The following is a 19,531-nucleotide window of genomic DNA, read 5'->3' as shown; positions in this document are numbered from 1 at the left end:
CAAAATCTATTGCATCCCCCGATCTTTTGTTTATAAGCCCGCCTCACCGGCTGGGCACAAACATCGCCCAAGCAGTTTTGGGGAATAGGTTAACGGTAGACCCACGGACTCTGACTCCGTTAGTCCTGGTTCGAATCCAGGTTCCCCAGCCATGTTTTTCTTTACGTCTTTTTGGTTTCGCTAACGTAACGTTTGTGGACATTTTGGAAATTGCTTTCTCGCGCAGTCGGGGATTACGGTTCAAAAGTGCGAATCGAGGATAGAACGCACACCGCGAAGGCTGCGACCGGTTATTGCAGCGATTTTCCTCCTCTGTGCATTCAGCGAGCACTAAGCGCGTCACACAGCCGTCCCGATGCCAGTTGCCATGCAATCTCTCTCTAGGCCGTAGACTCATAACGATCTGATCCAAATTCTAGCTGCTGCCAATTTGACGGCGGCGAGAAAGTTCATCGGGTCTTTGTCGTAACGGGTGGCGATGCCTCTGAACTGTTTGAGTTTGCTGAAGAAACGCTCAACGAGATTGCGCTGCCGGTAAACCCATCGGCTGAAAGGGAAGCTTCCCTTCCGATTGCTTTTGGCCGGGATATTGGCCCATGCCTGCCGTTGCTTTGCAAATGCTCGTATAGCGTTGGTATCGTAGGCCTTGTCCGCCAGCAGGATCGCGCCCTTGGAGATTGTCTGTAACAATGGTTCCGCCATGCGGTCATCATGGGCTTGGCCGGCTGTGAGTGCGAGACGCATCGGTCGACCATCGGCATCGACAACGGCGTGGGTTTTGGTGGTCAAGCCGCCACGGGAACGTCCCATGCAGCCATCGTCTTGATCCCCCTTTTTCCCGTCGCCGCATGTTGATGAACACGGACACAGGAGCTGCCGATCATGACGATATCGCCATCGAAAGCCTTGGAAATCTCGCCCAGAACATGATCCCAGACGCCTGCTTTGCGCCATCGCACGAACCGGTTGTAGCAAGTTGTATACGGACCATATCGATCCGGAACGTCTGCCCAAGGGCGAGTCTGTCCGGAACCGCCACAAGATGCCGTTGATCACCCGCCGGTCATCAACCCGGGGCGCGCCGCGCGGCTTATTCGGCAACAAGGGTTGAATAACACTCCACTCGAAATCGGTGAGATCAAACCGGCGACGGGTCATCAGAAGCCTCCATATCAAGGCTTCAGTGAATCAAAATCAAACCGATTTGAAAATCCGGTTTATGAGTGCGCGGCCGAATAAGGCAGCCAGCCTCGTAAAAATCGGGGTTTCATTTTCCGGAAAAATCTGCGAAAGGCCTGTCGTCCGCAAGGACAGGGCGCGGCTGCTATTAGATTTAGAATAGGGCCGGGCGGGTAGATTGACGTCTCTCTCGCTGCCACGAAACGCCGTGGCCGTCCCTTTTATTGGCTCATGCCAATCCTATGACGACGTCAACACGTTGAATATCCATTATATTTCAAGCCCATTCATGGCATTTCGGCCATGCTTTATGGCTGCCTGTTGAACCGCTCCGCGCAAGCAATAGGCGCTATTTTGGCGTTTTGCTGATGATCTCCTGGAATAGCGAATATGGACGGACAAGCAGTTGCGGCGGCGCGGGTTGCCTTTGAACGGGGCGACTATCTGGAAACCCTGACGCTTCTCAGTCCTTTGCTAGGGACAGCCACGGATGCAGCCCCGCTCGTTCTTCTCGGCGACGCGCTCGAAAAGCTCGGGTTGCCGGCCGAAGCGGCACAAGCCTTCGAGCAGGCTGCGCCCCATGCCGGCCGCGATGCCGGCACACTGCTTGGCCGTGCGACGGCGCTTTATGTCGAGGCCGGCGATGACAACCGCGCGCAACTGATCGGCATCAAACTGCTGGACACGATGCCGGACGATGCCACCCTGGCCTATAGCCTGGCTCATTCGTTCCGGCGCACCGGCGACACCGCTCTTGTCGATCTCGTCAAACCAACGCTGGCCAACAGCGATCAACCCGATCATCTAAAACTTGCCGGGGACATTCTTGGCGACAGCGAGCGCAATCCACTGACGCTGAGCGTGTTTCGCAAGCTTGCGGCGCTGTTTCCCGACGATCCCTATACGCAGTTCAAATTCATGTCGGTGGCGCGCGACTTCTGCGATTTCGAGGCGATCGAAAAGCTCGAGCATGCGAATGCCGGTCAGCTGGCAAGCGGCGACCTCTCCGCACTTGAGGGGGAAACCGCCTATTCGAACCTGTTGCGTTGCGGCGACGAGCGGCTGAACCGGCTGGCGACAAACAATCCCGGCCTGATATCGATCCCCTCCCAGGCCAGCAGCAGACAGCGACGGATGCGGCAGCATCCCTGGGGCACGCGCATCCGTATCGGTTATCTCTCCAGCGATTTCTGGAGCGAGCATGCGACGATGCGGCTGCTGCAAAGCGTGCTGGAGGCGCATGACGGCACGCAGTTTGACGTGACGCTCTACTGCTATACGCCCGAGCGTCACACCGTCGCCAATGGCCACCGGTCAAAATGGGGCCGGATCGTTCCCCTTCACGGCAAGACCGATGCGCAGGCAGCCGATATCATCCGCCAAGATAACATCGACATCCTCGTCGACCTCAAGGGTCATACCGGCGGCTCCCGGTCGAACATTCTCAACCAGATGGTAGCGCCCATTCAGGTCGCCTTTCTCGGTTTTCCCGGCAGCGCCGTCAATGTCGATTGCGATTATGTCATCGGTGACCGGATCGTGCTGCCCAAAAATTCCAGACAGAACTACCACGAGAAATTCTGCTTGCTGCCGGAAAGCTACCAACCCAACGATCCAACGTACCGGGCTCTACCGCCCGCCATCGACCGGCAGGTGCTCGGCTTGCCTTCAGACCGTTTCGTCTTTGCCGCCTTCAATGCGGCCCGCAAGGTATCGCTGGCGGTGGTTGATCGCTGGGCGGAGATCCTGCGGCGGTCCGAACGTTCGGTTCTCTGGGTGATGATCGACGGCGACTTGGCTCGCAGCAATTTCCTCGCCGCCTTAGGCAAACGTGGGGTTGCGGCCGACAGAATCGTCTTTGCAGCCCCGACCGGCTATGGCGCCCATATCGCCCGTTTGCAGGCGGCCGATATCGGACTCGATACGTTCCCCTATAATGGCCACACAACCACATCGGACAAATTGTGGGCGGGCCTTCCGGTTGTCTCGCTGACGGGGAGCAATTTCGCCTCGCGGGTTTCCGAAAGCCTGCTGACGGCGCTTGGCCTGCCGAACCTGGTGGCCGCGACACCGGATGCCTTTGTCGAACTGGCGATTAAACTGTCGCAAAGTCCGGATGACGTGACACTGCTGAAGCAGCAGATTTCCGGAAACAGGTTTCTGGCGCCGCTGTTTGATGCCGAACGGTTCTGCCGCCACCTGGAAAGCGGTTATACAATGATGGTGGATCGGGCCAAGGCCAAGCTTCCGCCTGACCATTTCGAGGTGCCCCGCCTGCCGGTTCGCACAGCACCTTTCTCGAAGCGAGCGTAAAGTCATCCGGCTAGAGAATACACTTTCGGTATTTTGTGCATCGCTTGCCAGATTGCCGGTACAGCGACATGACAATCAATGCTACAGATCGCTGCCATGTCACCCAAGCAGGGGCGTGCCTGCCGCAATCACCTATCGCCGTCAGTCCATCGAAACGGCCCTGACCGGCCTTGTCGGCGTCAATTGTTGAAAGGGCCATCCATGGCCGAGAAATTCATCGTTATCCCCTATCGCAAGGTTCGGGGTGGAGTGGGCCCGGGAGAGATGCGCCAGGCATCCAATGCTGCGAGCGCCGAAAAGATTGCGGCGGCTATGGCCGAACGATTTATCGGTGTGGCGGCCTATGCCGTCGAGGTCGATGAGGAAAGCGGCGACATGACCAGTCCGCGCCTGCTGGTGCAATTTGGCGAGATCGCTGAACTGCCGTCGAGCTGATTTCGCCCCCGGCTCCGGCGTATTTAGGAGCGGAAAGGGCATTTTTCCCGGTGCTTTGGCGGTTTTGCCGCCTTCACCGGTCTTTTCGAGGAACATTCGCCTTGCAGCGACGTTTATCGGGCAGTTGCCGTCAACGTTTGCTGGCACAGGCACCATTTCTCGAAAGGATATGTCCGCCATGAATCAACGTTTTGATCCCACTGAAAACCGCAACGTGAATCCTGCAGCATGGCCAGCCGAACAGGCAGGCCCGCGTATCGATCCGGTGACAGGCGCTCCGGTGAACGATCCGTTGGCCAATCAGCGGCGGCCGGAAGAAATCGAACCCCGCTCGGCACGCTCGAAATGGCCGGTCCTGATCATCCTGCTTGCCGGTCTGGTTCTGGCGCTGCTTGTCTGGCTGCCGGCAGAATTGTCGACCGACCAGACCAACGGCACGGCAACACAGCCGACGCCGACGGAACAGACGACCACACCGCCAGCCAACACCGTGACGCCGCCCGCTGACAATAGCGCAACGCCCGGCACGGCAACTCCGGACACCAACGTGACGCCAAATACCACAACCACCCCGAACGCCACGCCGATGACCCCGGAAACCCCGGCGACCGGTACCGATACGCAGGCACCCGCTACCGGTACTGCCCCGCAGAACTAACTGCGATCAACGTTTGATACGGATGGCGGAGCTGCTTTGGCGGCTCCGCCATTTTTTTATGCGCGACCCGGGAAAATTGCGGACCGGCATTTTGCAAATGAACCAAATGTCGCGCCATCCGTTTCTCCCTCAATCCCATCAGAATGAGGACATAGCGATGACCGGCAGGACACCAAAAACCACAGGGCGCGAGGATGACTACCGCGACTACGAGGAACGCGATCTTACCGAAGGCTGGCCCTACGCGGACGCCACCCCTGGTACAGAGACCAAGGTCGGCAATGGCTCTTATGGAGAGGGCGCGGAGAATTTCGATGAAGCGGGAAATCCCGGTTTCCAGCGTAGCAACGATACCGCAATCGAAAGTGAAAATGGCCCCGACCTTTTTGGCGACGATACCGAAGCGGATGTCGATGACGATGCGCTGGAAGATCTGATTGCCAACAGGCTCGAGGACAGCAATATCGACACATCGGGTGTCGATATCAAAGCCCGCCGTGGCGCTGTCTTGCTGAAGGGCTCGGTCGATACCGCACATGAGGCGCGCCAGATCGAAGCATTGATCTATGCCGTTCCCGGCGTGATCAGCATCCGCAACACCCTGGAAACAATCGGCGCAGACAGCGGCATTCCGGCCGACTGGGACGATTGATCGCCAGACTTTCGCCGCAGCTCAGCAAGAGGAGCAGCGGCTTTTGATGCGAATGCGGGAGGGGCCTCATGCAGAAGGTGGGCGCCGGCGCGGCCGGAAGCCGGGATAATTCCCATCGTTCCAAAGAGACTGGCACGCCCGCCAAATTTCTGGTCGGGATTGGCCGTGGCGTAGGCGGTGCGCTGTTGTTTGCACTGCCGATGCAGATGACCATGGAAATGTGGGCGCTTGGTTTTACCATGGACCGATGGCGTCTGGTGCTGCTTCTGGTGCTGGCCATCCCCCTGTTGGTCGGCATCTCCCATCGGATCGGGTTCGAGGAGACGTTTTCCTGGAAGGTGGCCATCCGTGACGCGATGATCGCCTATGGCATCGGCATCGTCACAAGCGCCGTCATGCTGTCTTTGTTCAAGCTGCTGATGGCCGGCATGCCGGCAGAGGAGATCACCGGCAAGATCGCGGTCCAGGCCATTCCCGCGAGCATTGGCGCACTGCTTGGGCGCAGCCAGCTCGGTAGCGGCAAGGACGACACCGGAGACGAGCAACAATCCAGCTATGGCAGCGAGCTTTTCATGATGGCGGTCGGCGCCTTGTTCCTCAACCTGAACATGGCGCCGACGGAGGAAATGATCCTGATTGCCTACAAGATGACGCCATGGCATGCGCTGGCGACCATCGTGATGTCCATCACGCTGATGCACGCGTTCGTCTATGCCGTCTCCTTCAAGGGTGGCCACGAGTTATCCAGCGATACGCCATGGTGGCATGCCTTTATCCGCTTCACTTTGCCCGGCTACGTTATCGCCCTGGTTATCAGCCTTTACGCGCTCTGGAGTTTTGAACGGCTGGATGGTGGATCATTCACGCCCGCGATGATGGCGATGATCGTTCTTGCCTTTCCCGGCGCCATCGGCGCCGCTGCGGCGCGGCTCATTCTGTGAGGAGCTACTATGGCTGACGCAACACCGGTCCAATCGAACAGCCGCACGGTCGGGCGCGGTGCGCACTGGATCGAATGGCTGACGGGTGGAATCTGTGCCCTGCTTGTGGCCGCGATGATCGGCTGGATCACCTACCATGCCATCGTTTCATCCGGCGGCGTGCCGCAACTCGCCGTTCAAATCCTTCGTCAGCAGCCGGCTCCCGGCGGCGGATACATGGTCTCGTTCAGCATCGAAAACAAAGGGGCACGAACCGCCGCTTCCGTCCCGGTCAAAGGTGACTTGATGAATGGGGACATGGTGATCGAAACGCAGGAAATCACCTTCGATTATGTCCCGGCACAATCGGCCACTACAGGCACACTCCTGTTCCGAACCGATCCGGCCGCCCACGAGCTCCACATCCGTGCGTCAGGCTACACCGATCCCTGATCGGCACAGCGTAAGTCAGAGGTGATTTTCGTTGGGGACTGAAGGGACCGGGGAAACGGCGTTCCACTGGAACTGGCTGCTGGAAGGATCACCTGCACCGGGCACCCAGAAGCTGGCCGGCGGCATCGAGCGGCCGACCGGTTTCGATAGTAGCACCTTCACGGCACGTCTTGCTTCGGATGGATGAGAAAACAGACGGCCATCCAGGCTCCAGACGCCGTACTTGACCGCGACAAAGCGGAAACCGTTATCGTCGCGCATCAAAGCGCCCACGGCTTCGCCGCCGAACTCTATCACCTGCTTCTGCATGAAATACGCTCCCGCCGCCGCTTTTCACGACGGTCATTTCCATTCGCTGCGCAACGCACAGCAGACCGAGCCCTCGCCTTCAGCCAACCCACATAACGGGCGACTTTGACGTTTGTTCCAGCTTCAAGGAAATTAATCGGGGAAATCAGAAAATGACTGGGCGCCGGAGATCACACCGGCGCCTCTGCATTGATCAGGCCAGAAACCGGTCAGGCCGGAACGGCTTGATATCGATCACGGTCTTTTCGCCGGTCATCTTTTCGGCAAGGGCGCGGCCGGTGACCGGGCCAAGCGTCATGCCGTGGTGGGCGTGGCCAAAGGCAAACCACAGGCCTTCGTGACGGGGTGCCTTGCCGATGATCGGCATCATATCCGGCGTGCAGGGGCGGGCGCCCATCCAGGGCTCGTCGTCGCGGCGTTCTGCCAGCGGGAAGAATTCGCGGGCAACGCGCTCGGCCCGTGTCAGCTGAACGGGGGTTTTCGGGGCGTCGCGATTGGCAAATTCGGCACCGGTGGTGAGGCGGATGCCGCGCAGCATCGGCGCCAGGAAATAACCTTTTTCGGCATCGAGCACCCAGTTGTTCAGCTGTGCGCCCTCTTCCATGCCGTAATGCATGTGATAGCCGCGCTTGACCGCCAGGGGGAACCGGTAGCCGAGTTTCTTCGTAACCGTATCGGCCCAGGGGCCAAGCGCCACGACGACCTCCTTGGCCTCCAGTGGCCCTTCCGGCGTAGCCACGCGCCAGCCTGCACCTTCGAGGATATGCTCAAGCGTCGCCGCATCACCGGATACCAGACGGCCACCGAGCGACTGGAAATAGCTGAGATAGGCCTTGTTGAGGCTGTGCGGATCGCGGATCGACCAGGGATCGGTCCAGCGCAGGCCGCCGGTGAGGTCTGCCCGGATCGACGGCTCCATCACCTTCAGCTCGCTACTGGACAGCTTCTGATGGTTGACGCCGAACGTCGATGACAGCTTTTCCGCTTCCTTGTAGGCCGCATCGCGCGCGCCCTCGGTGCGGAAGACCTTCATCCAGCCATCCTTGCGGATAAGATCGCCGGCACCGGACGCGTTGATCAGGTCGGCATGTTCGGCGATCGAGTTCTCGATCAGCGGCGCATACATCGAAGCGATGTTCTGGTGCTGGGTAAAACCCGAATTCCACCAGTAACGGATAAGGAACGGTACGAGGCCAGGCAGCGCGCGGATGTGGTAATGCGCATCGATGGTGTTGTTCAGCGCATAACGGAACAGCGCGCCGAAATCGTGCGGGAAACCATAGGGAAAGACACCCTCGCGCTGGATCAGGCCGGCATTGCCATAGGAGGTTTCTTCGCCTGCGCCGCGACGATCGAGCAGCACCACGGATTTACCGCGCCGCGCAAGGTGGATGGCCGTCGACAGGCCGACAATGCCTGCGCCCAAAACAACGACGTCTGTCTTCATGTCCGGTTCCCCGCTCTGCTGTTCTGCTTATTTCTTCAGTCTGGTCATGATCTGCTCAAGGAACCCAAGCATCAGCGCGGAGACCACGAACGCGATATGAATGATGGTCGCCCACATCAGCGCCTCACTGGTGTAGTTCTGCACATTCAAGAAAATCTGCAACAGATGAATGGATGAGATCGCCACGATCGACGATGCCACCTTGATCTTCAGGCTGCCGGAATCAAGCTTGCCAAGGAACGACACCTCGGCATCGGCCTCGTCGAAACGGCTGACGAAGTTTTCGTAGCCGGAGATCATCACCATGACGATCAGGCTGGCAACAAGTGCTGCATCGATCAGGCCGAGCATAGCAAGGATCATGTCCGATTCGTCATACGTGAAGACCATGATGGCGATCTTGTAGAACTTGTAGACGAAGGACACCGCATAGAGCGCAAGCGCTCCGACCAGCCCTAGGTAAAAAACCACCAGGAGCCAGCGGCTCGACAGGATGATTCTTTCGACGATGAGTTCCAGCGATTTCATGCTTCGCGCAGCTCCGGAATGTGCAATTGCGAGATAGTCCGGTCATGAATAGCCAAGCCCATTGCCTTGGGCAAGGCAGAAGCGGGCTGCCCCGGTGAGACATTGAGCCTCAAACGGCAAAAGGGAGCGATGCTTTCGCATCACTCCCTTCCGTTCACGCATCACCTGAGATGGGATCAGGTGCGGCGCATGAGGCCCGCCACCAGCGAGATGACGAGAAAGGCGAGGAACAGGAAGAACAGAATCTGTGCAATACCTGCAGAAGCGCCAGCAATACCACCGAAGCCCAAAACACCGGCGATGATGGCAACAACGAGGAAGACGAGAGCGTAATACAGCATCGGAAATTCTCCTTAGTTTAATTCATTGCTGGATAAACGCCGGACGCGAACCTTTGTTCCGGGAAAAAAGGCGGGCTTCCGCCCACTGCGATTGAAACTAACCATTAACCATGGCGCGAAAGATCGCCCCAATTTGACACGGTTTAGCCACGCATTTCTCGGAACTTTAGCAAGGCAGGGAACGTTGAGAAGGCATATACATCATGCGAGATAGTAAAATGACCGTATCGACAACGAATATCTGGAGATCTGCAGCGGCCTCAGTTCGCTTGCCAAACAAGAACCGCGATAGACACCAGCATATCGGCTCAACGTTGCGGGATCTGTACAACACGGAAAACCTGGCGAAGACAGAAGGGACGCTTTCCGATTTGCTCTCTGATCTTGAGGCTGCGGAAAAATCTTCGCGTGATGGTTCTGACCATTAAAAGGGCATAGGATTCCGGAAAAAAGATAGCGGCCAGTGGCCGCTTTTTTTGTGTCTGTTGAAAATCACTGGCTTTTTTCCGGACAACAAAAAACCGGCGCCTTTTGGACGCCGGTTCATATAGGGATCACCGTTAATTTGCGGGCGCAGCCAAGACGATGCCGCGCGGGTTGGCCTTGTAGGCTTCTTCGTCATAGGCGGCCTGGGTTTCCATTTGCGCCTTGGTGAACGGCGAATAGATAACCATCGTCCCCTTGGCGTCTGCCATCACCTGAACGCTCTCAGCACGCATCGCGACCGGCTTTTGTCCGATACCGAGAAAACCGCCGACATCGATGACATAGGCCTCGACCTTGCCATTCTTGTCGAGAAGAACATCGCCGATCTCGCCGACCTTGGTATCGTCGGCAACCTTGACCTCAGTGCCGATCAGCTTTTCCGCGCTGATCAGCGCCGGATCGACCAATTGCATTTCATCCGGCGGCGTGGCGGCTGTTGTGGCAGTATCGACCGGTGGGGCGATATCCGGGTCGGTCATCTGAGGGGTGGTACCGGTGGCAGGCGGTACTCCTTCTGCTGCTTCATCGGTGATGATGGGGGCGGCTGCCGGAGCTGCAGCGCTTTCATCTTCCGGCACTGTCGCGGCCACACCGTCCATGATGGCTGCGCGCTGGAATTCAGGGGCTGCCTGCAGATCTTCCTTGGTTGCGGAAATGACGATAATCCGCTGGCCATCCCGGTCCGACCAGGAGACGCGGTCAAAACCGATCGCCACATCCTTTTCGCCGATACCGAGAAAGCCGCCAACGCCGATCACCAGCGCTTCTGCGCCACCATTGGCGTTGATGACGACGTCATTGACGTCGCCGATGGCTTCGCCCTGTTCGTCAGCACCGGTATAGACCGTTTTGCCGAGAACCGAGGTAGCCAGAACCTGCTCGGGTGCGGCTGAAAAATATCCGGCTGGACCAGACTTGGACGTTTCAGAACTGGTGCTTGCGGCCTTGGCCGGATCAGCCTTGGTGGCAGCGTCCTGCGCGACGGCGCTTGTGGACAGCATGCTGGTCGTCAGGAACGCCGCAAGCGCGGTCGTCGCCATAAGAGTGCGGATCATTGTTGAGCTCCTTCATGCAAATTTGGGAGAAAGCCATGAGGCCGGAAAGCCAGGGTTCAACTGGCTGTGATTGCCATGGAGAACGGGACGGCGTGGATTTTGTTCCGCATTTTTCCGCCGGTGGCAGTCCGTGCAAGGTACTCAGGCGACAAAGCCAAGTGCCGTTTCAGGCCGGGGAGGTTCTGCGATCAGTGACAAAACGCTGCCTGTTATGCCCGGTCAGTTGCTGAACACACTCTGGCGGTCGCGCTTGCCGGCAACCAGAACCGGTGCTGCCGGCTCATCGAAGGTCACCTGGACATCCAGTTCATCGGCGGGCGTGATCGCCCATGTGATTGTCGCATCTTCGATGTAGAGAGCCGGATCGATCGCGGCACATTTGCCATAAACGATCTTGTACCTGCCCTTGACGTCATTGAGCGATGGCTGCAACAGCGCCTGGCATTCCTCGGCCGTTTCGAAACCGACGGCCGGGGCCGGCAGTTCCTTGCATTCGATATTGCCCGGGGTACAGCCGACAAGCATCATGATCGCTGCAATATATTCCATCGTCGTGCTCCCTGCACAATGAATGATCTGGCAGGGAAACGAAAAAATGGCCGGGAAGTTCCGCAAATATCGCCGGGAACATATTTGCAACGGATAGCGTTTCGCGCGCGCGTACGCGTGAAGCAATGCCAATGCCATCGATGTCATGCCCGCCGATGGTCGAGCCCGCACAAATTTGAGGGGCTGGTTGCACCCATTCTTCTATTCGAGCCGCCGGCCCCATACCGTAAGAATATACTTACGAAACAAGGTCTGACCCAACCTCTGCACAATGCGGTGTCTTTCGTGGCTTAAATCAACACTCACGCTGGAACAAATTCGCGTAAGCCACGTTACCGCAGCAGACCCGTGACCCGCACGGCCAGACCCGAAGAGGAAATAACATGCTCGGTACAATTCTCCTGATCGTCTTGGTGCTCTTGCTGATCGGTGCGCTGCCGAGCTGGGGCCACAGCCGCAATTGGGGCTATGGACCTTCAGGTGGCCTCGGGTTGGTCGTCGTGATACTCCTCATCCTCGTGCTGATGGGCCGCATCTGATCTGCCCCAAAGCTTTTTTCGTCCATCAACACTCTTGAAAAGGAACCATTCATGAAAAAGATCCTCCTTGCAGCCCTTCTCATCCTTCCGCTCGCCGCCTGCTCGCAGACCGAAAAGGGTGCTGGCATCGGCGCCGCATCCGGCGCCATTATCGGTGGTGTAGCGACCGGCAATGTTCGCGGTGCTGCAGTTGGCGCTGCCGTCGGTGGTGTGGCCGGCGCCTTGATTGGCAATGCCAATGAGCCGGGCCGCTGCGTCTACCGCGATCGTTATGGCCGCCGCTACACAGCAGCTTGCTGATCAGACAGCACATCCGTCAAAACAGAAAAACGGGCTTCGGCCCGTTTTTTTACGTCTTGCAAAAAGTCAGAGGGGTTCGGACGCGCTGGCGGTTTCAGCCTTGCGCTTTGCCCAGTTGCTCGGCCTGGTCAAGCTTTTCGAGCAGATCGAGAAATGTATCCGGAATGGGTTCCTGCTCGACGGCGTTATAAAGGGCCTTCAGTTTCGAGGCGATTTGCGCGTTTGGATCGCTGCTGCCGGCGCCTGCCCTGCTGCCCATACCGGCACGCCGCTGATTTTCCGGTATGTTCGTCATCGTCCGTTTCGCTCCTGAACCCGCATCGGCGACGGCATACAGCGCCGCTTCCACGCGTCCTTATCTGATACATTAAAAACGTTGCCATATTCCGAATTTTTATCTGGCGCCCCCGAAATTGACACACAATTCGTTCAGCTGGGAAACTTCCCTTAACGTATAAAACATGTTCAAACCAATACCATGTTCGTAACGCGATAGCGTCGGGCGCTGGTAAAATTCGGCGTCATCATACTGAAGGAAGTCATCAATGTCACTTTCCATGCGGATCGCAGCCCATCTTCCCTACCTGCGCCGTTTCTCCCGCGCCGTGACCGGGTCGCAGGCTTCGGGCGACGCTTATGTCGCCGCCGTACTGGAAGCATTGATCGCTGACATCACACTTTTTCCGCAGGGCGCCAATGACCGCGTCAATCTGTACAAATTGTTCTGCTCGGTGATCGACACGCTGACCATCGATTTACCCGAAACAACGTCGCCTTTCGGTTGGGAGGCCCGTGCGGCGGCCAATCTTTCGGTGATCTCGCCTGCAGCCCGCAAGGCTTTCCTGCTTGTTTCCGTCGAAGGTTTTTCGCCGGATGAAACTGCCGAAATCCTTGGCGTCACCGATGCCGAAACTTCGCGTCTTATGCGCGAGGCGTCCGAGGATATTTCCCGCCAGGTTGCCACCGAGATCCTGATCATCGAGGACGAACCGCTGATCGCTATGGATATCGAGGACATGGTGACCAGCCTTGGCCACAAGGTGGCAGGGGTGGCCAGAACCTACGGTGAGGCGATCACGCTGTTTGAAAAGACCGCACCGAAGATGATCCTTGCCGACATTCAGCTGGCCGACGGCAGCTCGGGGATCGATGCGGTCAACGAAATCCTCAAAAGCGCGACGATCCCGGTGATTTTCATCACCGCCTTCCCGGAACGGCTACTGACCGGCACCAAGCCGGAGCCGGCCTTTCTGGTGACCAAGCCGTTCAATCCGGAAATGGTCAAGGCGCTGATCAGCCAGGCGCTGTTCTTCGACGAGAACGCCCGCGCCCGCAAACTCTGAGCGCTACGGCGTTGGCGAAGGCCGGTCGATTGCAAACGCATCGAACCAGCCTTCCCGATGGCCGGCGCAAATTTCGGCCAGAATGCGCGATGCCATGAAGCTGAAGGTGATGCCGTTGCCGCCGTAACCATAGGCGGCGAGAATGCGCGGCATGCCGGGAACCGCGCCGATCAGCGGCAGGCCGTCGTCGGTTTCACCAAATGCGCCGGACCAGGAAAAGTCGATGGCGGGATTTGCGGCAGGCCATAGCTTGACGAGGTCTTCGACCAGCTTTTCCGATTTCTCCGGCATCTTTTTATCGCGCGCCGCCGGGTCGACCGTGTCGTCGTCGCCGCCGCCGATGACGATGCGCCCATCCGTGGTGGTGCGCGCATAATTGTAGGTTTCCGACGCTTCCCAGATCAGTTCTCCACCGGGCCAGAGCGTACCAGCCACCTGCGGCACGGTTGCAATCGCCCAGCTCGATGCCGTCTGATGAATATTGCTGCGGACGAAATCCGGCATGACATATCCCGTTGCCAGAATGACATGCTTCGCCTCAATGACGAACGGACCATCGGTCTCGACAGTTACAGATCCCGGCGCATCATGGTAAGCCGTTACCATCGCATCGATCAGCCGCGCACCACGCGCCTGAGCATCACGCAACAGGCCCCAGGACAGAAGAAGCGGGTCGGCATCGGCAGATCCGGGTGAGAGAATGGCCGCTGCCCGGTCGATGCCGAAACGGGACAGAAGATCCTTATGGTCCAGCAGCAGCCCGGGCAGGCCGGCGCGCTCTCGCAGCAGATGTTCCTCACGCAAAGCTGAAGGGCCAGCCTCTCCGGCGGAAATATAAAGCGTCGAGCGAGGGCGGAAGGCGCAATCGAAACCGAGGCCATCCACCAGCCCGGCAAGCCCCTGCACGGCGGCAACGCTGCGGCGGTAAAGCTGGGCGGCCCGGTCAAAACCATAAAACCCGGTCAACTCTCCCAGCGTGCAGTCGATTTCCCATTGCAGCATCGCCGTGCTTGCAGCCGTGCTGCCAAGACCGGGCTGCTCACGGTCAACGATAATCACATCGACCCCGCGCGCCGCCAGATGTTGTGCTGCAAGCGATCCGGTGATGCCGCCGCCAACGACCAGCACATCGGTCTTGATGCTTTTCGACAGAGGAAGATTTTGGGGCGGCCGCAAGCCACGGCCCCAGGGTGCCCGGCCGCCATGGAGATCGGCCTGCACCGTATCGAAGGAATCAAGCATTGGGGGCATTCATGTCACTTTCAGTTGCCGCAGACCGGAACCATCCTGAACCGTTTCTGAGCGTCCGGTCAGCCCGGCAATTGCCGCTCCGGTGGCTGGGTGCGGACCTCGTTGAAAATGGTCATGGCGATCAGCGACAGCGGCATGGCCAGCATGGCGCCAACGGCACCCCACATCCAGGTCCAGAAGATAATCGCCAGGAAGATCAGAAACGGATTGATTTCCAGCCGGTGACCGAGAATGGCCGGGGTCACCAGGTTTTCCATGACCAGATGCAGGATGAAGAAGGCGATGGCCGGCGCCAGCGCCAGCAACAGAGCATCATGGGTCATCAGGCCAGCGCAGAGAAGCGCTACCGTCATGACCGTCACGCCGAGATAGGGAATGAAGCTGGAAACGAAGGCGAACAGGCCCCAGAGCGGGGCCATCGTCAGGCCGCCAACAAAGGCAATCGAGGCGGTAATCATGCCAAGCACAATGTAGATCAGGCTTGCGGTCGAGAAATAAAACCCGACTGCGTTCTCCGTCGCATTCATGATGCGGATTGCGGCAAGCCGGCGATCGCGGGTGGCAAAGGCAAGGATGACGGTCTTGCGCAAGTGCCCGCGTCCGACAAGAAAGAGGCCAAGCGCCGCCATGAAGACCATCGTCTGGATGAAAGCCGGCGTTACACCTGCAGCGACCAGCCCAAGCATCGTTCCGGCATTCTGAATGGCAACATCGGTCACGGCTTTTTCATCGGTTCCGGCTATCGCCACCTTTGCCCATTCGAACCGCTGTATGTAAGGCAGAACGCGCTCTATCGCCCGCTCCAGCATGCCCGGCGCCTGCCCAGCAAGCGATGTCAACGGTTCGATCAGAGCATTGATCAGGAAGAAAAGCCCGACGATAAAAATGGCGGCCAGCAGCAGACCACCCAGCGCCGGTGGCAATCCGTATTGCGCCAGCCGATCGGCAGCAAGGCCGAGCACCATGCCGATGACGATGGCAAGCGTTACCGGCATCAGGATCGATTCCATCATGTAGATGACGGCGGAGGCAAAGATGATGAAGGTGCCGACGATACTCCAGGCGACCACCAGATCGAGCCCGGTTTTTGGCGACGTTTCGGGAATATCCGCCGCCGCCACCTGTGCCTCCAGTTCCGCCAGCTTTCGCTTCCTGAAAGCTCCACTCCCCGTCAAGGCAGCACCCATTTTCCGGTTCTCCATGTACCCCGCTACGGCGCGCAGGCTACCGGGCGGACGAATAAGATCAATGTGCGGAAGACACCGGCGCAGAAACAGCGCCGGTGTGTAGCGGCTGTTAAACGCATTGCTTGTGAAAAAGTTCCGATGTCGGCAGGCGGTCGAGAAAACGAGACAAAACCCGCGTAGAACCGCGCCGCGCCGGTGAAGCTAGAGGGGGAAAGTCATGCGCGCGCGGGTGCCGGCCAGAGCGTTGCGATCGTAGGTGAGATCACCACCCATTGTCGCGGCCATGGCGTTGAGGATCTTCGTGCCGAGCCCGGTTCCCTTGACGGGCGCATCCGGATCAAACCCTGTACCGTCATCCTCAACCAGTAGCTCCAGCGTATCGCCGTCGCGGCGTATCAACCGGACACGGATTTCACCCGCCCCTCCATGGGGGTAGGCGTATTTGAAGGCGTTGGTCACCAGTTCGCTGACCACCAGCCCGAGCGAAATCACCTTGTCGGTGCTCAGTTGCAGGGCATCGGCAACAAGCACGATATCATGTGGCCGTGCCTCGTCGCGCATTGAGGATTGCAGTTCGTCGAGCAGGCTTTTCAGGTAACCATCGATATCGACCGTACCAACCTGATTGTTGGCGTAGAGATGACGATGCACGTTGCCGATGGCATGGATACGCATCTGGGTTTCCTGCAGTGCGTTGACGGCCACGGGATCGGCAATCAGCGAGGCCTGCATGCGCACCAGCGACGCCACAAGACTGAGGCTGTTGGCGACCCGGTGATTGACCTCACGCAGCAACAGTTCGGCCCGGTCCCGCGCCTGGCGCATCGCTTCCTGTGCAGCCAGCGCTTCACGCCGCAACCGGGCGCGCTCCAATGCCTGGTTGAGCGCGGCAATGAAAAGATCGACAAAATCCGTGGAGACGCTCTTCGTCACATAATCGTCGGCCCCACGCTTCAGGGCCTCGACCGCAATGCTGGCGTCGCCCGAGCCGGTGACATAGACGACAGGCGGATGGTCCGGTATTTCGGCGATGACGGGAAGAATATCCAGGCCGGTTTCGCCCAACAGATAGTGATCAAGCGCGATGACATCGATGCCGCCCTCTGCCAGATGGGCGAGGCCGGATGTCCGGTCGAGGGCGTTGATGACCCTAAACCCCTGACGCGCCAGGTTTTTGCGTAGGAGAACCCCAAGCGCCTCGTCATCGTCAATATAGAGTATCGTCGTCTCCCGTTGACCGGCGGGCATCTCCCCAAACATCAAGGCACCTCCGGAACAGTGACGACGGACAGGAACAGGCCGAGTTGCTGGATGGCATTGACGAACTTCTCGTATTCCATCGGCTTGGCAACATAGACATTGGCGCCAAGGTCATAGCAACGGTGAATTTCCACCGGATCGTCCGTGGTCGTCAAGACGATCACCATAACCCGCTTGAGATGTTCGCTTTCACGAACCCGCGCAAGAATATCCATACCGGTCATATCCGGAAGGTTCAGGTCGAGCAGGATGAGGAGTGGCAGGCCCGCATGGACCTTTCCACTGCCGTCAGGCCCCAGAAGATAGGAAAGCGCCGTCAGGCCCGTCGCGAACGGTATAATCTCATTGGTAACGCCGGCGCGCCGGATGTTTTTCTCGATCAGCCGGGCATGCCCCTGATCGTCTTCGATCATGATGATGGCGACCGGTTGTACTCCGTTGTTCATGTCTCCCCCCTGCCTTTCGTCGATCGAATATCAGCCGCAAACGTCACGGTAAAAGTCGTTCCCTCCCCGAGAACCGACCGTACCGCCACGTCTCCTCCCAGACGGCGAACCAGTGCACGCACATGCGCAAGGCCTATCCCCTCGCCCGGCCTGTCCTGCGGTCCGGAGCGCCGGAAAAGTTCGAAAATCCGCTCGAGATCACGCTCGGCGATGCCCCTTCCATTGTCGGCAACTTCGATGGCCGCATTGCCGTCGATTACGGTTCCAGACACATGGATCGGCGCAGGCCGCGATGGATCGGCATATTTTATGGCGTTATCCAAAAGGTTGCTGAAAATCTGCTGCAACGCAAGCCGATCCGAGACAACATGTGGCAAGCTTGATGAGAGCACGACACTGGCACCGCTTTCGTCCAGCCGGTGCTGCAAGTTAGCGACGGTCTCCGCCAGCAACGCCGCAAGATCGAGCGGGTCCCGGCTCAACTGGCGGCTCCCTGCCCGCGCGAGCCTCAGTATCTCGTTAATCAGATCATCCATGCGCCGCATCGAGGACCGGATGAAACCCAGCGCTTCTGGAATATCGACATCCACCGCCTCAAGCGCGACTTTCTCGGTGAGCGCGTCACGGGCCGCAGGCGATTTTTTCATATAGCCGGCGAAGATCGCCGCCGCCCGTTCAAGTTCAGAGGTGAAGCCCATGATATTGACCAACGGCGCGCGCAGATCATGTCCTACGATATAGGAATAGCTTTGCAGTTCGCGATTGGCGCGCTGCAGAAATTGCGTGCGCTGGCCGATCCTCTCCTCAAGCATTTCGTTGTGTTCAGCTAGGGCTTTGCGCGCTGCTTCCAGTTGCCGCGCATGGGCGACAGCGAGATAGACGGCGCCGCCGACCAGTACAACCAGCAGCACCGCGCCGCCGGTGATCGAGATCAGCAACCACCGCGCCGCATCATCGAGAGACATGCCTTTCTGAAAGCCGATATTGCTTGTAACGGCTTTGATCCGTGTCATGATCTCGCGAATCTCATCCATCGCCATCTTGCCAGTGTCGCTGCGAACCGTGGCAACGGCTTCGGCATCCTTGCCCGCCGCTTTGGTGGCGATGGTCTTGCGCATCTCGCCAAGCTTATCATCCACCAGGCGCTTCAGGCGGTCGATGGTCACATCGCTGATACCGGCCTTCATCATGTCGCTGGTGATGCTGGTAAACTGCAGATTGACGAGCGCCTGGGCGCGCTTGAAAGGCGCCAGATATTTTTCTTCGCCGGTGATCAGATAGCCGCGCTGGCTGGTTTCGGCATCCTGCATCAGGCTGAAAAGCAGCAGTGCCCGATTGTTCAACCCAGCGGCTTCAAGCGCATCTCTGGAATTCTGCCGGGTTTGATTGGCGAATCTGAGGGAGACGAGAACAACGGCCAGAAGCAAGATAGCTCCCGCCATCAGCAAGAGCGGCACGGCCCGGGAAAACGCCGGTCTTGCGATTACCATTCCTCACTCCACAGCGGCCAAATATTCTCCCTGACCGGAAAACCCTATGCGGCATTATAGATGGGGAGCAACTTGGAAGTGCAATTTTAGTGAAACATTCACGCCGCGAACGTACATCGTTCGCGGCAAAATAACAGGCGCTTTTTGGCAGCTCGCCTCAATATCGTTCTGGCGGAAAAACATGTAGCGTCAGCGAGAACAGGCCGAGGCCCAGGATCACGACGATCAGCGTATTGGCAATGTCTTCCGAATTCGCGGGCAAAATGCCCAAGCCCACAACCGCAGCGGCGAGCAGGAACAGGCATAGCCTTGGCAACCAGTACAGCATGGCACATTCCTTCATGTTGGAGAGCATTCCTTTGGAACACGCAGTTAAACGCGGCGAGGCCT

23 protein-coding genes, 1 tRNA gene and 1 pseudogene are annotated in these 19,531 nt (G+C 58.4%); 11 read left to right on the top strand and 14 right to left on the bottom strand.

What is annotated here, in order from left to right:
- The first annotated feature begins 78 nt into the window (after positions 1-78).
- Positions 79-152: transfer RNA gene (locus ACQY8Q_RS17010), tRNA-Gln, on the top strand.
- Positions 153-393: 241 nt separating this feature from the next.
- Here ACQY8Q_RS17010 and ACQY8Q_RS17005 read toward each other — a convergent pair.
- Positions 394-1,158 (bottom strand): annotated as a pseudogene (locus tag ACQY8Q_RS17005) (IS5 family transposase).
- Positions 1,159-1,569: 411 nt separating this feature from the next.
- On the opposite strand from ACQY8Q_RS17005, the gene ACQY8Q_RS17000 reads away from it, so the two are divergent.
- From ACQY8Q_RS17000 to ACQY8Q_RS16975, 6 genes are all read left to right on the top strand, one after another.
- Entirely contained in the window at positions 1,570-3,492 is a 1,923-nt protein-coding gene (locus ACQY8Q_RS17000; RefSeq protein WP_428427644.1) for a glycosyl transferase, read from the top strand.
- Between the two features lie 201 nt (positions 3,493-3,693).
- Positions 3,694-3,927, top strand: coding sequence for a hypothetical protein (locus ACQY8Q_RS16995; protein WP_428427643.1), 234 nt, complete (start codon positions 3,694-3,696; stop codon positions 3,925-3,927).
- 178 nt (positions 3,928-4,105) lie between these two features.
- A complete protein-coding gene (locus ACQY8Q_RS16990) occupies positions 4,106-4,585 on the top strand; it encodes a hypothetical protein (RefSeq protein ID WP_428427642.1) in 480 nt (159 codons plus the stop codon).
- Positions 4,586-4,742: 157 nt separating this feature from the next.
- Positions 4,743-5,237, top strand: a complete 495-nt coding sequence (locus ACQY8Q_RS16985; RefSeq protein WP_428427641.1) for a BON domain-containing protein — start codon at positions 4,743-4,745, stop codon at positions 5,235-5,237.
- A 68-nt stretch (positions 5,238-5,305) separates the two neighbouring features.
- A complete protein-coding gene (locus ACQY8Q_RS16980) occupies positions 5,306-6,178 on the top strand; it encodes a TIGR02587 family membrane protein (RefSeq protein WP_428427640.1) in 873 nt (290 codons plus the stop codon).
- Between the two features lie 9 nt (positions 6,179-6,187).
- A complete protein-coding gene (locus ACQY8Q_RS16975; RefSeq protein ID WP_428427639.1) occupies positions 6,188-6,610 on the top strand; it encodes a TIGR02588 family protein in 423 nt (140 codons plus the stop codon).
- Positions 6,611-6,625: 15 nt separating this feature from the next.
- On the opposite strand, the gene ACQY8Q_RS16970 is transcribed toward ACQY8Q_RS16975, so the two are convergent.
- From ACQY8Q_RS16970 to ACQY8Q_RS16955, 4 genes are all read right to left on the bottom strand, one after another.
- Positions 6,626-6,919, bottom strand: a complete 294-nt coding sequence (locus ACQY8Q_RS16970) for a hypothetical protein (RefSeq protein ID WP_428427638.1) — start codon at positions 6,917-6,919, stop codon at positions 6,626-6,628.
- A gap of 193 nt (positions 6,920-7,112) precedes the next feature.
- Positions 7,113-8,366 carry an NAD(P)/FAD-dependent oxidoreductase gene (locus tag ACQY8Q_RS16965; RefSeq protein WP_428427637.1) on the bottom strand — a complete coding sequence of 418 codons (1,254 nt, stop codon included), beginning with the start codon at positions 8,364-8,366 and terminating at the stop codon, positions 7,113-7,115.
- 27 nt (positions 8,367-8,393) lie between these two features.
- Positions 8,394-8,894 carry a TIGR00645 family protein gene (locus ACQY8Q_RS16960; protein ID WP_428427636.1) on the bottom strand — a complete coding sequence of 167 codons (501 nt, stop codon included), beginning with the start codon at positions 8,892-8,894 and terminating at the stop codon, positions 8,394-8,396.
- Positions 8,895-9,070: 176 nt separating this feature from the next.
- On the bottom strand, positions 9,071-9,235 hold the full coding sequence (locus ACQY8Q_RS16955) for a DUF1328 domain-containing protein (RefSeq protein WP_037105882.1): 165 nt from the start codon (positions 9,233-9,235) through the stop codon (positions 9,071-9,073).
- 218 nt (positions 9,236-9,453) lie between these two features.
- Here ACQY8Q_RS16955 and ACQY8Q_RS16950 point away from each other — a divergent pair, with 218 nt between their 5' ends.
- Complete coding sequence (locus tag ACQY8Q_RS16950) at positions 9,454-9,663, top strand: hypothetical protein (protein ID WP_428427635.1); 210 nt, start codon at positions 9,454-9,456, stop codon at positions 9,661-9,663.
- Positions 9,664-9,795: 132 nt separating this feature from the next.
- Here ACQY8Q_RS16950 and ACQY8Q_RS16945 read toward each other — a convergent pair whose 3' ends face one another.
- Positions 9,796-10,776, bottom strand: a complete 981-nt coding sequence (locus ACQY8Q_RS16945) for a PRC-barrel domain-containing protein (protein ID WP_428427634.1) — start codon at positions 10,774-10,776, stop codon at positions 9,796-9,798.
- 219 nt (positions 10,777-10,995) lie between these two features.
- Positions 10,996-11,325 carry a hypothetical protein gene (locus tag ACQY8Q_RS16940; RefSeq protein ID WP_428427633.1) on the bottom strand — a complete coding sequence of 110 codons (330 nt, stop codon included), beginning with the start codon at positions 11,323-11,325 and terminating at the stop codon, positions 10,996-10,998.
- A gap of 383 nt (positions 11,326-11,708) precedes the next feature.
- Between ACQY8Q_RS16940 and ACQY8Q_RS16935 the strand changes: the two genes are divergently transcribed.
- Both ACQY8Q_RS16935 and ACQY8Q_RS16930 read left to right on the top strand, forming a co-directional pair.
- Positions 11,709-11,864: a DUF3309 family protein gene (locus tag ACQY8Q_RS16935; protein ID WP_081927957.1), complete on the top strand. Its 156-nt coding sequence runs from the start codon at positions 11,709-11,711 to the stop codon at positions 11,862-11,864.
- Between the two features lie 51 nt (positions 11,865-11,915).
- Positions 11,916-12,164 (top strand): YMGG-like glycine zipper-containing protein, encoded by a 249-nt coding sequence (locus ACQY8Q_RS16930; RefSeq protein ID WP_428427632.1) that lies wholly within the window; start codon positions 11,916-11,918, stop codon positions 12,162-12,164.
- Between the two features lie 94 nt (positions 12,165-12,258).
- On the opposite strand, the gene ACQY8Q_RS16925 is transcribed toward ACQY8Q_RS16930, so the two are convergent.
- A complete protein-coding gene (locus ACQY8Q_RS16925) occupies positions 12,259-12,423 on the bottom strand; it encodes a NepR family anti-sigma factor (RefSeq protein ID WP_428429808.1) in 165 nt (54 codons plus the stop codon).
- 286 nt (positions 12,424-12,709) lie between these two features.
- On the opposite strand from ACQY8Q_RS16925, the gene ACQY8Q_RS16920 reads away from it, so the two are divergent.
- On the top strand, positions 12,710-13,507 hold the full coding sequence (locus ACQY8Q_RS16920) for a response regulator (protein ID WP_428427631.1): 798 nt from the start codon (positions 12,710-12,712) through the stop codon (positions 13,505-13,507).
- 3 nt (positions 13,508-13,510) lie between these two features.
- Here ACQY8Q_RS16920 and ACQY8Q_RS16915 read toward each other — a convergent pair whose 3' ends face one another.
- The 6 genes from ACQY8Q_RS16915 to ACQY8Q_RS16890 all read right to left on the bottom strand — a co-directional run bounded on the left by ACQY8Q_RS16915 (position 13,511) and on the right by ACQY8Q_RS16890 (position 19,469).
- Positions 13,511-14,749, bottom strand: coding sequence for an NAD(P)/FAD-dependent oxidoreductase (locus tag ACQY8Q_RS16915; RefSeq protein WP_428427630.1), 1,239 nt, complete (start codon positions 14,747-14,749; stop codon positions 13,511-13,513).
- 68 nt (positions 14,750-14,817) lie between these two features.
- A complete protein-coding gene (locus ACQY8Q_RS16910) occupies positions 14,818-15,945 on the bottom strand; it encodes an AI-2E family transporter (RefSeq protein ID WP_428427629.1) in 1,128 nt (375 codons plus the stop codon).
- A 201-nt stretch (positions 15,946-16,146) separates the two neighbouring features.
- Complete coding sequence (locus ACQY8Q_RS16905) at positions 16,147-17,205, bottom strand: sensor histidine kinase (protein WP_428427628.1); 1,059 nt, start codon at positions 17,203-17,205, stop codon at positions 16,147-16,149.
- Positions 17,205-17,651, bottom strand: coding sequence for a response regulator (locus ACQY8Q_RS16900; RefSeq protein ID WP_428427627.1), 447 nt, complete (start codon positions 17,649-17,651; stop codon positions 17,205-17,207). The genes ACQY8Q_RS16905 and ACQY8Q_RS16900 overlap by 1 nt, the downstream gene beginning before the upstream one ends.
- On the bottom strand, positions 17,648-19,141 hold the full coding sequence (locus tag ACQY8Q_RS16895; RefSeq protein WP_428427626.1) for a sensor histidine kinase: 1,494 nt from the start codon (positions 19,139-19,141) through the stop codon (positions 17,648-17,650). Before ACQY8Q_RS16895 ends, ACQY8Q_RS16900 begins: the two co-directional genes overlap by 4 nt.
- A gap of 157 nt (positions 19,142-19,298) precedes the next feature.
- Positions 19,299-19,469 (bottom strand): hypothetical protein, encoded by a 171-nt coding sequence (locus tag ACQY8Q_RS16890; RefSeq protein ID WP_428427625.1) that lies wholly within the window; start codon positions 19,467-19,469, stop codon positions 19,299-19,301.
- Positions 19,470-19,531 lie beyond the last annotated feature (62 nt).

Source organism: Pararhizobium sp. (genome assembly GCF_965279435.1).
Taxonomy (GTDB): domain Bacteria; phylum Pseudomonadota; class Alphaproteobacteria; order Rhizobiales; family Rhizobiaceae; genus Pararhizobium.
Note: the sequence above shows the minus strand (reverse complement) of the source record. Positions and strands in the feature narration are given on the sequence as shown.

Bases quoted from the DNA above. Each gene is read 5' to 3' on its own strand.
- ACQY8Q_RS16890 (WP_428427625.1), bottom strand. From the start codon at position 19,469: ATGCTGTACTGGTTGCCAAGGCTATGCCTGTTCCTGCTCGCCGCTGCG.
- ACQY8Q_RS16940 (WP_428427633.1), bottom strand. From the start codon at position 11,325: ATGGAATATATTGCAGCGATCATGATGCTTGTCGGCTGTACCCCGGGC.
- ACQY8Q_RS16975 (WP_428427639.1), top strand. From the start codon at position 6,188: ATGGCTGACGCAACACCGGTCCAATCGAACAGCCGCACGGTCGGGCGC.
- ACQY8Q_RS16965 (WP_428427637.1), bottom strand. From the start codon at position 8,366: ATGAAGACAGACGTCGTTGTTTTGGGCGCAGGCATTGTCGGCCTGTCG.
- ACQY8Q_RS16895 (WP_428427626.1), bottom strand. From the start codon at position 19,141: ATGGTAATCGCAAGACCGGCGTTTTCCCGGGCCGTGCCGCTCTTGCTG.
- ACQY8Q_RS16900 (WP_428427627.1), bottom strand. From the start codon at position 17,651: ATGAACAACGGAGTACAACCGGTCGCCATCATCATGATCGAAGACGAT.
- ACQY8Q_RS16990 (WP_428427642.1), top strand. From the start codon at position 4,106: ATGAATCAACGTTTTGATCCCACTGAAAACCGCAACGTGAATCCTGCA.
- ACQY8Q_RS16955 (WP_037105882.1), bottom strand. From the start codon at position 9,235: ATGCTGTATTACGCTCTCGTCTTCCTCGTTGTTGCCATCATCGCCGGT.
- ACQY8Q_RS17000 (WP_428427644.1), top strand. From the start codon at position 1,570: ATGGACGGACAAGCAGTTGCGGCGGCGCGGGTTGCCTTTGAACGGGGC.
- ACQY8Q_RS16930 (WP_428427632.1), top strand. From the start codon at position 11,916: ATGAAAAAGATCCTCCTTGCAGCCCTTCTCATCCTTCCGCTCGCCGCC.
- ACQY8Q_RS16905 (WP_428427628.1), bottom strand. From the start codon at position 17,205: ATGTTTGGGGAGATGCCCGCCGGTCAACGGGAGACGACGATACTCTAT.
- ACQY8Q_RS16925 (WP_428429808.1), bottom strand. From the start codon at position 12,423: ATGGGCAGCAGGGCAGGCGCCGGCAGCAGCGATCCAAACGCGCAAATC.
- ACQY8Q_RS16920 (WP_428427631.1), top strand. From the start codon at position 12,710: ATGTCACTTTCCATGCGGATCGCAGCCCATCTTCCCTACCTGCGCCGT.
- ACQY8Q_RS16950 (WP_428427635.1), top strand. From the start codon at position 9,454: ATGACCGTATCGACAACGAATATCTGGAGATCTGCAGCGGCCTCAGTT.
- ACQY8Q_RS16910 (WP_428427629.1), bottom strand. From the start codon at position 15,945: ATGGGTGCTGCCTTGACGGGGAGTGGAGCTTTCAGGAAGCGAAAGCTG.
- ACQY8Q_RS16980 (WP_428427640.1), top strand. From the start codon at position 5,306: ATGCAGAAGGTGGGCGCCGGCGCGGCCGGAAGCCGGGATAATTCCCAT.
- ACQY8Q_RS16995 (WP_428427643.1), top strand. From the start codon at position 3,694: ATGGCCGAGAAATTCATCGTTATCCCCTATCGCAAGGTTCGGGGTGGA.
- ACQY8Q_RS16945 (WP_428427634.1), bottom strand. From the start codon at position 10,776: ATGATCCGCACTCTTATGGCGACGACCGCGCTTGCGGCGTTCCTGACG.
- ACQY8Q_RS16985 (WP_428427641.1), top strand. From the start codon at position 4,743: ATGACCGGCAGGACACCAAAAACCACAGGGCGCGAGGATGACTACCGC.
- ACQY8Q_RS16960 (WP_428427636.1), bottom strand. From the start codon at position 8,894: ATGAAATCGCTGGAACTCATCGTCGAAAGAATCATCCTGTCGAGCCGC.
- ACQY8Q_RS16915 (WP_428427630.1), bottom strand. From the start codon at position 14,749: ATGCTTGATTCCTTCGATACGGTGCAGGCCGATCTCCATGGCGGCCGG.
- ACQY8Q_RS16935 (WP_081927957.1), top strand. From the start codon at position 11,709: ATGCTCGGTACAATTCTCCTGATCGTCTTGGTGCTCTTGCTGATCGGT.
- ACQY8Q_RS16970 (WP_428427638.1), bottom strand. From the start codon at position 6,919: ATGCAGAAGCAGGTGATAGAGTTCGGCGGCGAAGCCGTGGGCGCTTTG.